General features: G+C 68.1%; 9 protein-coding genes. 8 read left to right on the top strand and 1 reads right to left on the bottom strand.

Annotation, left to right across the window (positions count from 1 at the left end; translation table 11 throughout):
* Positions 1-9: 9 nt before the first annotated feature.
* The 4 genes from ASC37_RS00205 (at position 10) to ASC37_RS00190 (ending at position 6,796) form a co-directional block, all read left to right on the top strand.
* Positions 10-1,215 (top strand): exo-beta-N-acetylmuramidase NamZ family protein, encoded by a 1,206-nt coding sequence (locus tag ASC37_RS00205; RefSeq protein WP_055422444.1) that lies wholly within the window; start codon positions 10-12, stop codon positions 1,213-1,215.
* A 73-nt stretch (positions 1,216-1,288) separates the two neighbouring features.
* Positions 1,289-3,349, top strand: coding sequence for a diguanylate cyclase (locus tag ASC37_RS00200; RefSeq protein ID WP_055422443.1), 2,061 nt, complete (start codon positions 1,289-1,291; stop codon positions 3,347-3,349).
* Positions 3,346-4,317, top strand: a complete 972-nt coding sequence (locus ASC37_RS00195) for an ABC transporter substrate-binding protein (RefSeq protein ID WP_055422442.1) — start codon at positions 3,346-3,348, stop codon at positions 4,315-4,317. The genes ASC37_RS00200 and ASC37_RS00195 overlap by 4 nt, the downstream gene beginning before the upstream one ends.
* A 16-nt stretch (positions 4,318-4,333) precedes the next feature.
* Entirely contained in the window at positions 4,334-6,796 is a 2,463-nt protein-coding gene (locus tag ASC37_RS00190) for a putative bifunctional diguanylate cyclase/phosphodiesterase (RefSeq protein WP_055422441.1), read from the top strand.
* Here the strand turns inward: ASC37_RS00190 and ASC37_RS00185 are convergent.
* Entirely contained in the window at positions 6,787-7,443 is a 657-nt protein-coding gene (locus ASC37_RS00185; RefSeq protein WP_055422440.1) for a hypothetical protein, read from the bottom strand. The two genes, ASC37_RS00190 and ASC37_RS00185, sit on opposite strands and share 10 nt — an antisense overlap.
* Positions 7,444-7,554: 111 nt before the next feature.
* On the opposite strand from ASC37_RS00185, the gene ASC37_RS00180 reads away from it, so the two are divergent.
* From ASC37_RS00180 to ASC37_RS00165, 4 genes are read left to right on the top strand one after another with little or no spacing between them, the layout of a single operon-like run.
* Complete coding sequence (locus ASC37_RS00180) at positions 7,555-8,187, top strand: TetR/AcrR family transcriptional regulator (protein WP_072247867.1); 633 nt, start codon at positions 7,555-7,557, stop codon at positions 8,185-8,187.
* Positions 8,184-9,323 (top strand): efflux RND transporter periplasmic adaptor subunit, encoded by a 1,140-nt coding sequence (locus ASC37_RS00175; protein ID WP_055422438.1) that lies wholly within the window; start codon positions 8,184-8,186, stop codon positions 9,321-9,323. Before ASC37_RS00180 ends, ASC37_RS00175 begins: the two co-directional genes overlap by 4 nt.
* Before the next feature lie 11 nt (positions 9,324-9,334).
* A complete protein-coding gene (locus ASC37_RS00170) occupies positions 9,335-12,457 on the top strand; it encodes an efflux RND transporter permease subunit (RefSeq protein WP_055422437.1) in 3,123 nt (1,040 codons plus the stop codon).
* A complete protein-coding gene (locus tag ASC37_RS00165) occupies positions 12,450-13,892 on the top strand; it encodes an efflux transporter outer membrane subunit (protein ID WP_055422436.1) in 1,443 nt (480 codons plus the stop codon). The genes ASC37_RS00170 and ASC37_RS00165 overlap by 8 nt, the downstream gene beginning before the upstream one ends.

Here is a 13,892-nt window from a genome sequence, read left to right as displayed (position 1 = left end):
CCGTCCATCATGATCCGCTTCGGCCTCGACCGCCTCCTCGCAGAACCCGAACTGCGTCGACCGCTCGCCGGCCGACGTGTGGCGCTCTTGGCGCACCCGGCTTCCGTCACGCGCGAGCTGGTGCACGCGGCCGATGCGCTCGCGGCGCTGCCCGACGTACGGCTCACCGCGCTCTTCGGCCCCCAGCACGGCGCACGCGGCGACAAGCAGGACAACATGGTCGAATCGCCCGATGAGTTCGACGCGCGCCTGGACATCCCCGTCTTCAGCCTCTACGGCGCGGTGCGCCGCCCTACCCCGGCGATGATGGACACCTTCGACGTGCTGCTCGTCGACCTGCAGGACCTCGGCTGCCGTGTCTACACCTACCTCACCACGTTGCGCTACGTGCTGGAAGCGGCCGCCGCCTACGGCAAGAGCGTGTGGGTGCTCGACCGTCCCAATCCGCTCGGGCGCGGCATCGAAGGGGGGCTGCTGCAGCCGGGCTGGGAGAGCTTCGTCGGCGCCGGGAGCCTTCCCATGCGCCACGGCCTGACGTTGGGCGAGGCCGGGCGCTGGTTCATCGCCACCCTGGGGCTCGACCTCGACTATCGCGTGGTATCGCTCGAAGGCTGGGACCCGGACGCCGCCCCCAGCTACGGCTGGCCGCTGGGCGAGCGCACCTGGATCAACCCCAGCCCCAACGCCCCCACCCCCTGGATGGCGCGCTGCTATCCCGGTACCGTGCTCATCGAGGGCACCACGCTCTCCGAAGGGCGCGGCACCACCCGTCCCTTGGAAGGGTTTGGCGCCCCCTGGATCGATCCCTGGCGGCTGCTCGCAGAAATGGAAACGCTCGCCCCGCACTGGCTGGAAGGCTGCCGCCTGCGCCCCTTTTTCTTCGAGCCGACTTTCCACAAGCACGCGGGAAAGCGCTGCGGCGGGATCATGATCCACGTGGAAGACCCGGCGCACTACGATCCCCGCCGTTTCCGCCCCTGGCGCCTGGTCGCGCTCGCGCTCAAGGCGCTGCGCCGGCTCCATCCGGATCGGCCGCTCTGGCATGCCGACCCCTACGAGTACGAATACGAACGCCTGGCGATCGATCTCATCGACGGCGGTCCGCGCCTGCGACAGTGGATCGAGGACGAAGCGGCCGCGCCAGCCGATCTCGACGCGATGATCGTGCCCGAGGAGCGCGCCTGGGCGCAGATGCACGCCCCCTTCCTCCGTTGACGCCATCCGCCCTATGCTTCCCCTATAATGAGGGTGACGGTGCATCCCGCACCCAGGCGAGCGGCTCATTCGCATGTGCTTTCTTCCCCTGATCTTTCGCCGTGCCGCCCGCGCCGCGCCGCAGCATGGCCGGCCCCGAGGCAGCGCCAGCGGCCCGACGCGGATGGCGCGGCAGCTGCTCACCTTGCTCGTCCTCTCGCTCGCCCTCGTCGCCGCGGCACGCGCGGAGTACCACCTGGGCGTCTTCGGCCACCGTCCCACCGAGACCCTCCAGCGCCAATGGCAGCCGCTCGCCGACGAGCTCTCGCAGGCGCTCGCCGAACCGGTCACCCTCGAAGTCCTCACGCCCGAGGCGCTCGATCGCGAGATCGCCGCCCGCCGCATCGATTTCCTCTTCACCAACCCCGTCCACTACATCCAGGAAAAACACCGCCACGCCTTTTCCGGCCCCATCGCCACCCTCATCACGGTCGAGCACGGCGTCAAGACTTCGGCCATGGGCGGAGTGATCCTGGTGCGCCGCGACGGCCCCGTTCGTCAGCCGGAGGATCTCAAAGGCAAACGCATCCTGATCTCGGGGGGCAAAGGGCTCGGGGGCTATCTGGCCCAGGCCGCGTGGCTGCTCGAACAGGGCGTGCGCGTGCCCCAGGACGTCACGCTCCTTCCCCAAGGCAATCACGACGCCGTCGTCCAAGCCCTGCTCGAAGGCAAGGGCGAGGCCGGCTTCGTGCGCACGGGCCTTCTCGAAGCGCTCGCGCGCGAGGGGCGGCTCGCGCCCGAGGACGAAGCGCGCCTCATGGTGCTCGGCGAATGGCATCCGCCAGGTTTTCCCTACAAGATCACCACCGCGCTCTATCCCGAATGGGCATTCGTCGTCCTGCCCCACGTCTCGCCCGAGGTCGCCCGCAAGGTCGCGCTCGCCCTCTACGAGCTCACCGACCGGCTAGATGCCATCCCCGACCCCCGCTTCACCGCCGCAGGCATCGGCGGATTCACCGTCCCGGCCGACTACGCCGGCGTGGAACGCCTCGCCCAGCGGCTTCGCGTACCGCCGTTCGAGCACGTGGAAGTGGAGCTGCGCGACGTGCTGCACCAGTACGCCCTGCCCTTGGTGCTGCTCGCCCTCTCGGCCGTTCTGCTCGCCCTGCTCACGCTGCGCCTGTGGCACACCCGGCGCCAGCTCGAGCACCAGCGTGCCCGCCTCGCCTCGGCGCTCGCCGAGACCCAGACCATCCTCGAGACGGTGGATGAAGCCATCTACGGCACCGACGCACAGGGCCGCTGCATCTTCTTCAACCGCGCCGCCTCCGAAGTGCTCGGTTTCCGGCCGGAAGAAGTCTTGGGCAAGGATCCGCACGAGCTCTTTCACGCGCGGCGGCCGGATGGGCAGCCCTATCCGGCCGAGCACTGCCCCTTGCACCGCGCGCTCGAGGCGGGGCAGAAGGTGCGCCAGGACGACGTCTTCTGGCGGCGCGACGGCCTGCCGGTGCCGGTGCACGTCTCCGCCAGCCCCCGCGTCGAGCACGACCGCGTGATGGGCGCCGTCGTCGCCTTCCACGACATCACCGAGGAAATGCGTCTGCTCGAAGAACTGCGCCGCCTCGCGGCCTACGATCCGCTCACGGGCCTGGCCAACCGCGGCCACCTCGAACAGCGTCTACAGGAAGCCCAATCGGCGGCGCAGCGCCACAAGCGGCCGGCGGCGCTCCTCATGTTCGACCTGGACCACTTCAAGAAGGTCAACGACACCTACGGGCACGCCGTGGGCGACCGCATGCTGCAAGCCTTCGCCCGCGTGCTGCGCCACAACCTGCGCCCCACCGACTTCATCGCTCGCTATGGCGGCGAGGAATTCATCGCCATCCTGCCGGATACCTCGCTCGACACCGCCGTCAAGGTGGCCGAACGCGTGCGCCAGGCGTGGGCACAAACGCAAATACCGCTCGACGAATCCGGCAAGATCTTGAGCGGAACGGTATCGATCGGGGTCGCGCCCCTCGAGCCGGACGCCCCGCTCGACGAGAGCCTCAGCCGGGTCGACGAAGCCATGTACCGCGCCAAGCGTGAAGGCCGCAACCAGGTCGCCTTGCCTCCCACGGGAAACAAGCGGCTGGAAGCCGGGGTCTGCTCGTGAAACTGCCCTTCGACCGCGCCCGTCGCCGCTGGCTCGGCACCCTCGGTGCGGGGGCACTCGCCGCCGCTGGGATCGGCGGCTGTACGCCCGAACCGCCCCTGCGCGTCTCCTACCATCTCTGGGCGGGCTACGAGCCGCTGCGCCTCTATGTCGACGCTGCCCCCGGCGAAGCGGCCGGCCTGCAGCTCGTCGAAGTGGCCGACGCCGAAGCGCAGCTGCAGCTCCTGCGCCTCGGGCGGGTGGAAGCGGCCATGCTCACGCTCGACGAAGTCCTCCTCGGCCGGGCGCAGGGTCTGGATCTGACGGTCGTGTGCATTCTCGACGTCTCGGCCGGCGCCGACCACGTCATGGCACGCGCCCACTGCCGCGATGCCTCTGGCTGGCGCGGCGCCCGCGTGGCCGTGGAGCGCCTCGGCCCCGGCCGGGTCCTGTTGCAGGCCTGGTGCGAGCACCTCGGGCTCGATCCCCGGCACCTCCAGCGCATTCCCTATTCGCCGCCGCGCCAGCTGGAACCCTGGGCGCGGCACGAATTCGACCTCGCCGTGACCTACCAGCCCTACGTCGAGCGCCTGCGCCGCCTGGGGGCCGTCTCATGCTTCGATTCCTCCGCCCTGCCGCCGGTCGTGCTCGACGTCCTGGCCGTGCGCAGCGCCGTTCTGCACACGCACGGGAAAGCGATCGAACGCCTCGTACGGGCCCACTTCCTCGGCCTCGAGTGGATGCGCGACAACGCGATCGACGCGCGCCACCGTCTCGCCCGGCGCTTCGGCCTGGCGCCCGAAGAGGCCTTCACCCCCTTCGTCGGCCTCGTCTTCCCGCCGCTCACGCAGCAGCGAGACTGGCTCGAACGCATGCTCGCCGACTCCGTCGCCACGATCGCGGGGCTGCTGCAGCGCGCCGGGCTGCTCCATGCGGCAGCTCCGCCGGTTCCGGCCTCGGCCCGTTTCCTCCCCCACCCCTCGCCGTGATGCAGGAACGACGCCAATGCAGCCCCCTTTTCGCCTCTCCCTCGCCCTGCGCCTCGCCGCCATCTTTCTCGGGCTGATTCTGATCGTGCTCGCGGCCGAGAGCTGGCTCGCCTGGCGCAACGCCCGCGAACGCACGCTGGCCGACGCGCAAGAGCATCTGCTGGGGCTCGCCGCCACCCTCGTGCGCGCCGCCGAACGCCGCTGGAGCGAGCGCCCCGACGAAGTGCGCGCCGACATCGAATTCCAGGCCACATCCCCCGGGCACCGTGCCACCCTGCTCACCGATGGACAGGGTCGCATCCTCGCCGCCCATCGCCGGGACTGGGAAGGGCTGAGCCTGCCCGACGTCCTGCCAAATCTTTCCTTGCCGCTTCCGCCGCCTGCGCTAGATGCCTTGCGCTGGCAGATCCAAGGCGATGCGATGCTCCTGGCAGTCCCTTGGATGCTGCCCGAAACCGCGGACACGGCCCAGGGAACGCCCCTCGGCTGGATGATCCTCTCCTACGATTTCCACACGCTCCTTGCGCAGCGCCTCGCCGAGCACCGCCGCGCTCTGGCCTGGCACGCCGCCCTGCCGGTAGTCGTGATGCTGCTCCTCGGGCTCTATATCCACTATCGCGGCGCCCGCCCTCTCGAAACCCTCACCCGCGCCCTGCGAGCGGTCGCCTCACCCGGGGGCTACCGCCCGCCCGAGCTCGGCGGCGCCATCCCCGAAGTCCGCGCCCTGGGCGAGGCGATCGCGCAGACCATGGCTGCACTCGCGCGCCAGCAGGAACGCCTGCGCCAGCTCGACGTCGCCATCGACGCCAGCCCAGCCCAGCTCATCATCACCGACACCCAGCCCGCCATCCTCTACGTCAATCGCGCCTTCACCGAAGTCACCGGCTACCGCCCCGACGAAGTGCTGGGCAAGAATCCGCGCATCCTCCAATCCGGCAAGACCCCGCGCGAAACCTACCTCGACCTGTGGACCCACCTGAAGAACGGCCGCCGCTGGAGCGGCGAATTCATCAACCGGCGCAAGGATGGCAGCGAATACGCCGAATTCGCCACCATCGCCCCGGTCTTCGACGAAGCAAGGCAGATCACCCACTACATCGCCGTCAAGTTCGACCTCACCGAACAGCGTCGCATCACCGAACGCCTCTCGCACCTGCTCACCCACGACCCCCTCACGGGCCTGGCCAATCGCTCCCTGCTGCTCGAGCGCATCGCCCTACGGCTCGAGCAAGGCAAGAACGCCGGACAAAACTTCGCCCTCGTGCTTTTCGACCTCGACGGTTTCAGCGAAGTCAACGAACGCTACGGCACGCACACCGGAGATGAACTCCTCAAGGAGATCGGCCGCACGTTGAAGTACACGCTCACCGCCTGCGACACGCTCGCCCGGCTCGAGGCCGACGAATTCGCCGTGCTCACCGACGCCCAGCCCGACGCGACCGAAGCCGGAAACTTCGGTTGGCAACTCGCCCGCACCCTCTCCCATCTCCTCGAGCAGGACGTCCGGACGCGTTTCGCCGAGCGCCACCCCATAGAACGGCTCACTGCGGCTGCCGGCATCGCCGTCTTCCCCGACGATTTCGCGGACGCCGAGGAGATCCTCGCCGCGGCGGCCCTGGCCTTGCAGCAGGCCCGCATCAGCCGCCAGCCCGCAGCCGTGCGCGTCTACGAAAGCCTCAGCGCCGATCTGCTGGCGCGCCGCAGCGCCATCGAAGAAGGACTGCGCGAAGCGCTCGCCGGCCAAGGATCGCACGTCCTCGAGCTCCACTACCAAGGCCAGTTCGACCTTCAGCATCGCCTGTGCGGGGCCGAAGCGCTGCTGCGCTTCAGCCACGCCACCCTGGGTCGCATCCCCCCGCTCGAATGCATCTCCGTGGCCGAACGAAGCGAGCTCATCTTCACCCTCGGATCCTGGATCGTGGGAACGGCGCTCACCGAGGCCATGGGCTGGCGGCGCACCACCGGCTGGGACGGGACGCTCTCGGTCAACATCTCCCCCTTCGGCCTGCGCGATCCCCATTTCGCCGCACGCATCCTCGAGCTCCTGCAGCAAAGCGGCCATCCCGCAGACCGGCTTTTGTTCGAGATCACCGAGAGCAGCGCCCTCGATCATCTCGAAGAAGCCGAGCGCGTCATGCGCCGCGTGGCCGCCGCCGGCATTCGCTGGTCGCTCGACGACTTCGGCACGGGCTTCTGCGGCCTGCACTACCTCGACCGCCTGCCCGTGGCCGAGATCAAGATCGACCCCTCGTTCGTGCAGCGCGCCCCGGGCGAGGCCCGCGCGCGCCATCTCATCAATGCCATGGTGGAGGCTGCCGCCGCCTTTTCCTGCCGGGTGGTCGCCGAAGGCGTGGAAGACGAAGCCCAGGAACGGACGCTTTCCGCCTGGCCCGAGCTCCTGCTGCAGGGCTGGCACCTCGCCCGACCCGAGCCGGCAGAAGCGTTCGTCCGCCGGCTCGGCAGAGCCATTCAAGGATAGCGGCGGTTACAGATATCCACGCAGATGAGATAGACCTGCATGCAATCCACCGTGGTCTCCCCCACCCTGCCGCCAGCGGCACGGCAATCGACCATCTGGTCGCCGCACACCTCCACGCAGCGGCTCCAGTCGCGCTTCGTTCCTTCCGCGTTCTTGGCGAGCGACTCGACGATGCGCCGGTAGCAGGCGGCCACTTCCACCCGGCGCGGCTCCTCGGCCACGTAGCGCCAGTCGCTGCGGCGCAGGCCGTTGAGCGCCTTCTCGATGAGACCGATGTCGTCGGCCCGCACCCGGCCGTTGCGGACCAGCCATTCCACCGCCTGGCAATCGAGCGAACGATCCTGCGCCACCGTCTGCGGCGCCGGTGGCAGATAGCCCGCCTGGATGCGGGCGCATTCGTGGGCGAAGAGAAAGAGCCGTGCGGCGGGCCACAGATCGGGCAGCAGCTGCGGATTGTGCACGATCACCGGCACACCCCCGACGAGGCGCGTCTCGAAGACCCTTCGGGCCTTGGAATCTTCGAGTACCGCCACGGCCTGCCCCTTGGCGTCGGTGCACCCCGTATATTCCTGTGCCCTGGCCCCCTGCCCGGCCAGCGCCACCCACAGGAACACCGCTGCCACCGCCCAGCGCCACGTCACTCGCATCGTCTTCCCCTATCGTTTTGTTTCACTATAGCCGCCGATCGCTCGCCTCGCTTGCCCGAGGCGCCGAATCGGATTAGACTAGACGGCCTAGTCTAACCCAAACCCGAGCACGTGAGCGACGACACCCGACGAAAAATCCTCGAAGCGGCAGCAGACGTGTTTGCCGAGCGTGGCTACCGCGCCTCGCTCGACGAGATCGTCCGGCGCGCCGGCGTGGCCAAGCAGACGGTTTACCATTACTTTCCGAGCAAGGACAAACTCTTCGCCCGTGCCGCCGAAATGATGGGCGAGGGCATCCTCGTCACGCTGGCGCCGCACGAAGCCGAGACGCTTGCCGACACGCTGCGCCGTTTCGCCTGTGCGCTGCGCGAGCGGATACTCGCCGAACCGTGCATCGCCCTGCATCGCTTGCTGGTGGCCGAGGCGCCGCGTTTTCCCGATCTGGCACGCACCATCTACGAAGCCGGCTTGGGCGAGACCATCCGGCATCTGGCCGCGCTGCTGGCGCGCGCGATGAAGGCAGGGCAGCTGCGCCATGACGATCCGCTCTTCGCGGCCGAATTGCTGGTGGGGATGCTCACCAGCGCCGAGCGCACGCGGCGGCTCTACGAAGCGCAGCGCCCCGACGACATGCAGCCGGAAACGGCCGACCGCATCGTTTCTCTCTTTTTGCACGCCTATCGCGCCGAAGAACCGATAAAATCGACCGATTCACCGTCGCCCCCCAGGAGCACGACCCCATGAAATCAAACACCCCTCTGCGGCTCGCCTTGGCCGCCGCCCTCGTCCTGTTGACCGCCGCCTGCAACCGCGACGACGCCGACGCGGCCAAGAATCAGGCCGCCCCTCCTCCACCCGAAGTCGCGGTGATCGAAGCCCGCTACGGCAGCGCCGTGCTGCGCCGCGAGCTTCCCGGCCGGCTCGAAGCCTACCGCACGGCCCAGGTGCGCGCCCGCGTCGAAGGCATCCTGGAAAAGCGCTTTTTCGAGGAAGGCAGCGACGTGAAAGAAGGGCAGCTGCTCTACCGCATCGAGCCACGCACCTACCAGCGCGCCTTTGAAGCCGCCAAAGCCGACGTCGCCGCGGCGAAACTGCTCGTCGACCGTTATCGTCCGCTGGTGAAGATCAACGCCATCAGCCAGCAGGAGTTCGATTCGGCCGAAGCCGCCTGGAAGCAGGCCGAAGCGAAACTCGCGCAGGCCGCGCTCGACCTGGAAAACACCCGCGTCCCGGCGCCGATTTCCGGGCGCATCGGCCGCTCGCTCGTCACGGAAGGCGCGCTGGTGGGCAAAGGCGAACCGACGCATCTGGCCACCATCGAGCAGATCGACCCGATCTACGTCAATTTCACCCAGCCCAGCGCCGAGCTGCTCGCCCTGCGCGAGGCGCTGCGCTCCGGCCAATGGAAGGAGGCCGACCGCAGCAACGTCGAGATCGTGCTCGACAACGGCAAGACCTACCCCATCCCGGCCAAGCTCCTCTTCGAGGACGTCTCGGTCGACCCTGCTACCGGCGCGGTGCTGATGCGCGCCCTGGCGAAGAACCCCGAGCACGTACTGCTGCCCGGCATGTTCGTGCGCGTGCGCCTGCCGCAGATGCAGATGGACAAGGTCATCACCGTGCCGCAGCGCGCGGTGCAGATCAACCCCCAAGGGCACTTCGTCATGGTGGTCGACGCCAACAACACGGTCGCGCCCCGCGCGATCAAGGTGGGCGGCATGAGCGGCACCGACTGGGTCGTGCTCGAAGGTCTGCAGGAAGGCGAAAAGGTGGTCGTCGAAGGGCTGCTCAAGGTCCGCGCCGGCGCGCCAGTCAAACCCGTGCCCTGGCAGCCCAAGAACACACCCGCTGCAGCGGCCCCTTCGACTGCCGCGAAGTGAGGGCTTGAGCCATGTCCGTCAATTTCTTCATCGACCGGCCGGTCTTCTCCTGGGTCATCGCCTTGGTCATCCTGCTCGCCGGCGGGCTGGCGGTGCGTTCCCTGCCAATCGCGCAGTATCCCGAAGTCGCCGCGCCCGCGCTGGCGATCTCCGCGAACTATCCCGGCGCATCGGCCGAGGTGATCGAACAGACCGTCGTCGCCCTCATCGAGCAGGAGCTCAACGGCATCGAGAACCTCATCTACATGGACTCGCAGTCCGAACTGGGGCGCGCGACCATCAACCTCACCTTCTGGCCCGGCACCAACCTCGACATTTCCTCGGTCGAGGCGCAGAACCGCATCAAACGCGTCGAAGCACGCCTGCCCGACGACGTGCGCCGCCTCGGCGTCACCGTCAAGAAGATGCGCCGCAACTACCTGATGTTCATCTCGCTCTTCTCGCCGGACAACTCGCTCAACAACGTCGACCTCGCCAGTTTCGCCTCCACCACCATCCTCGACCCGCTGCGGCGCGTGCCCGGGGTGGGGGATGCCGAGCTCTTCGGCGCCGAATACTCCATGCGCCTGTGGGTGTCGCCCGAGAAACTCGACAGCTTCCAGGTCACTCCCGGCGACGTCATCAATGCGGTGGCCGCACAGAACGTGCTGCTTGCAGTAGGCGAAGTCAATGCGCCGCCATCGGTACCCGGCATGGAATACGCCGCCACCGTCGTTACCCGCGGACGGCTGAAGACGCCCGAAGAATTCGGCGAAGTCATCGTGCGCGCCAAGCCCGACGGCTCCATCGTGCGGGTGAAGGACGTGGCCCGGGTCGAACTCGGCGCCCAGGATTACAGCGTCTTTGCACGGCTCAACGGTCAGCCCAACGCCGCCATCGGCATCAAGCTTGCGCCAGGCTACAACGCCCTGGAGACGGCGCAGCGCGTACGCGCGCAGGTGGAAGACCTCGCCAAATACTTCCCGCCGGGCATCGACTGGATCGTCCCCTACGACACCACCCCCTTCATCGAGATCTCCATCCGTGAGGTGGTGAAGACCCTGTTCGAAGCGGTGGTACTCGTCTTCATCGTGATGTACCTCTTCCTCGGCAACCTGCGCGCCACCCTCATTCCGACCATCGTCGTGCCGGTGTCGCTGGTGGGGGCGGCCGTGGGGCTATGGGTGCTGGGATATTCCATCAACGTGCTCACGCTCTTTGCCATGGTGCTCGCGATCGGCATCGTGGTCGACGACGCCATCGTGGTGGTGGAAAACGTCGAGCGCGTGATGGCCGAGGACAAGCTCCCGCCGCGCGAGGCGGCGCACAAGGCGATGTCGCAGATCGTGGGCGCCATCATCGGCATCACCCTGGTGCTCACCTCGGTCTTCATCCCCATGGCCTTCTTCCCCGGCTCGGTGGGCGTGATCTACCGCCAGTTCTCGATCACCCTCGTGCTCTCCATGCTCTTCTCGGCGCTCATGGCGCTCACCCTCACCCCGGCGCTGTGCGCCACCCTGCTCAAGCCGCACAAGCCCGGTCACGGTGAGAAAGGCTTCTTCGGCTGGTTCAACCGCGGCTTCCAGGCCAGCACGCGCAGCTACGTCAACGGCGTGCGCCACGCCATCACGCGCCCGTGGCGATTGATGATCCTCTACGCCATCATCCTCGGCTGCACCGGCTGGCTGTTCACCCGCCTGCCCAGCAGCTTCCTGCCGGAAGAAGACCAAGGCTACTTCATCACCATGGTGCAGCTGCCTTCTGGTGCCACGCAGCAGCGCACGCAGGAGATCGTCTCGCAGGCCGAGCAGTACTTCCTTGCCCAGCCCGAGGTGCAGAACACCATCGGCATCGTCGGCTTCTCCTTCCTCGGGCGCGGACAAAACGCCGGTCTGATCTTCGTGCGCCTCAAGGACTGGAGCGAGCGCAAGGCGGCCGAATCCTCGGCGCAGGCACTCATCCAGAAAGCGAACCGGCATTTCGCCCCGCTCAAGGAAGCGATCATCTTTTCGATCAACCCGCCGGCCATCCCCGAGATGGCGGCCATCGGCGGGTTCGACTTCCGGCTGCAGGATCGCGCCGGGCTCGGACGCGTGGCGCTCAACGCCGCCAAGGATCAGGCGCTGCAGCTGGCGGCGCAAAACCCGCGGCTCACCAACGTGCGCCTGGAAGGGATGCCCCCGGGACCGCAGCTCATGCTCGACATCGACCGCGACAAGGCCGAGACCCTGGGCGTATCCTCGGCCGTGCTCAACCAGACGCTGCAGGCGATGTTCGGCGTGGCCTACATCAACGACTTCGAGCGCCAGGGCCGCATCCTGCGCGTGCAGCTGCAGGCCGACGCCCCGGTGCGCATGAGCCCCGAGGAGATGCTGCAGGTGTCGGTGCGCAACAATGGCGGTCAGATGGTCAAGCTCGCCGAGCTCGTCAAGACGCGCTGGACGATCGGGCCGCCGCGGCTCGACCGCTACAACGGCGTGCCCTCGCTCAAGCTCACCGGCTCGCCCGCGCCGGGCGTCTCCAGCGGCGAGGCGATGCAGGCGATGACCGCGATCGCCGCCGAACTGCCCACCGGCATCGGCTACGAGTGGTCCGGCACTTCCTTCGAGGAGAACCTCTCCGGCTCGCAGGCGCCGATGCTCTTCGCCATCTCGCTCATCGTCGTGTTCCTGTGCCTGGCGGCCCTCTACGAGAGCTGGTCCATCCCCTTCTCGGTGATGCTGGTGGTGCCGCTCGGCGTGTTCGGCTCGCTCGTGGCCGTCACCTGGCGCGGGCTGCCCAACGACGTGTACTTCAAAGTCGGCCTGGTGGCCATCATCGGGCTCTCGGCGAAGAACGCCATCCTCATCATCGAGTTCGCCCGCGAACTGCACGAAAGCGGCAAGAACCTGATGGAGGCCACGCTGGAAGCCGCCCGCATGCGCTTCCGTCCCATCCTGATGACCTCCATCGCCTTCATCGTCGGCGTGCTGCCGCTGGCCATCTCCACCGGCGCCGGCGCCCAAAGCCGGCACGCGATCGGCACCGGCGTGATCGGCGGCATGCTCGCCGCCACCGTGCTCGCCGTCTTCCTCGTCCCCGTCTTTTTCGTGGTGGTGCGCCGTCTCTTCCCGCCCAAGGGCGAGACCGCCGCCCAGGAGCCTCACCATGCCTAAGCTACGCCGCACTCCCCTGGCGCTCGCCCTGCTGCTCGCCAGTGCCGGCTGTTCGATGATGCCCGACTATTTCCGGCCCGAACCGCCGGTGGCCAAGCAGTGGCCCGCTTCGGTCGACCCGCGCGGCGAGCGCGACATCGCCGACATGCCGTGGCAGGAATACTTCCCCGACCCGCGCATGCAGGCGCTCATCGCCGCCGCGCTCGAGAACAACCGCGACCTGCGCGTGGCCGTGGCCCGCGTCGAAGAAGCGCGCGCGCTCTACCGCATCCAGCGCGCCGACCGCTTCCCCAACGTCGGCGCCAATGCCTCCGAGCAAGCCGCTCGCACTCCGGCAGATCTCTCCTCCAGCGGCCGCTCGATGACGACGCACCGCTACGACGTCGGTGCGAATCTCCTCTCCTTCGAGCTCGACTTCTGGGGCCGCGTCGCCAGCCTCACCGAAGCCGCCCGCCAGCAGTACCTCGCCACCGAAGAGGCACAGCGCGCCTTCCGCCTCTCGCTCATCTCGGACGTGGCCAACGCCTACCTCTCGCTCAAGGAGGCCGAGGAGAGCCTGCTGCTCGCCAAGGAAACCTTGCGCACCCGCGCCGAGATGCTGACCCTGGTCGGCGAGCGGCGCAACGTCGGCGTTTCCTCCGAGCTCGACTACCTGCAGGCCCGGGGCTCCTACGAGACCGCGCGCGTGGCGGTGGAGCAGCTCGACCAGCAACGCGTGGCCGCCGAAAACTACCTGCGTTTGGTGATCGGTACCGACCGTGCCGACTGGCCTCAAGGACGCAGCCTGCGCGAGCAGGACTTGATCGGCAATTTCGCCGTCAACGTCCCCTCCGAAGTGCTGCTGCGCCGCCCGGACGTGCGCGCCGCCGAACGCCAGCTCATCGCCGCCAACGCCAACATCGGCGCAGCGCGCGCCGCCTTCTTCCCCCGCATCACCCTCACCGGCATGCTCGGCACCGCCAGCGCCGCCTTCAGCGGGCTTTTCGACGCAGGCAGCGCCGCCTGGACCTTCCAGCCCATGCTCACCCAGCCGATCTTCGACGCCGGTCGCACCCAGGCGAACTTGGATCTCGCGCTGGTGCGCAAGAACATCGCCGTGGCGCAGTACGAGAGCACCATCCAGCAAGCTTTCCGCGAAGTGGCCGATCTGCTCTCGGCCCGCGAGCGCATCGCCCGCCAGCTCGACGCGCAGATGACGCTCGAGCGCACCCAGCAGCAGCGGCTCGCGCTCACCGAGGCGCGCTACCGCGAGGGCATCACGAGTTTCCTCGAAGTGCTCGATGCCCAGCGCGACACCTTCCAGGCCTCGCAAGCGGTGATCTCTACCCGTCGGCAGCTGCTCTCGGCCGCGGCCCAGCTCTACAAGGCGCTCGGCGGCAGCCGCGAATTCGAGGGCGAGCCGATCGTCGAGGCCAAGGCGACCGATTCCCCCTGA

The sequence above is a fragment of the Tepidiphilus thermophilus genome, assembly GCF_001418245.1.
GTDB classification, from domain to species: Bacteria; Pseudomonadota; Gammaproteobacteria; order Burkholderiales; family Rhodocyclaceae; genus Tepidiphilus; species Tepidiphilus succinatimandens.
The sequence above is the reverse complement of the archived record's forward strand: the minus strand, read 5'-3'. Positions and strand labels throughout refer to the sequence as shown.

Excerpts from the sequence above, each read along its gene's own strand:
- ASC37_RS00205 (WP_055422444.1), top strand. The coding sequence starts at position 10 with ATGATCCGCTTCGGCCTCGACCGCCTCCTCGCAGAACCCGAACTGCGT.
- ASC37_RS00200 (WP_055422443.1), top strand. The coding sequence starts at position 1,289 with ATGTGCTTTCTTCCCCTGATCTTTCGCCGTGCCGCCCGCGCCGCGCCG.
- ASC37_RS00190 (WP_055422441.1), top strand. The coding sequence starts at position 4,334 with ATGCAGCCCCCTTTTCGCCTCTCCCTCGCCCTGCGCCTCGCCGCCATC.
- ASC37_RS00185 (WP_055422440.1), bottom strand. The coding sequence starts at position 7,443 with ATGCGAGTGACGTGGCGCTGGGCGGTGGCAGCGGTGTTCCTGTGGGTG.
- ASC37_RS00175 (WP_055422438.1), top strand. The coding sequence starts at position 8,184 with ATGAAATCAAACACCCCTCTGCGGCTCGCCTTGGCCGCCGCCCTCGTC.
- ASC37_RS00170 (WP_055422437.1), top strand. The coding sequence starts at position 9,335 with ATGTCCGTCAATTTCTTCATCGACCGGCCGGTCTTCTCCTGGGTCATC.
- ASC37_RS00165 (WP_055422436.1), top strand. The coding sequence starts at position 12,450 with ATGCCTAAGCTACGCCGCACTCCCCTGGCGCTCGCCCTGCTGCTCGCC.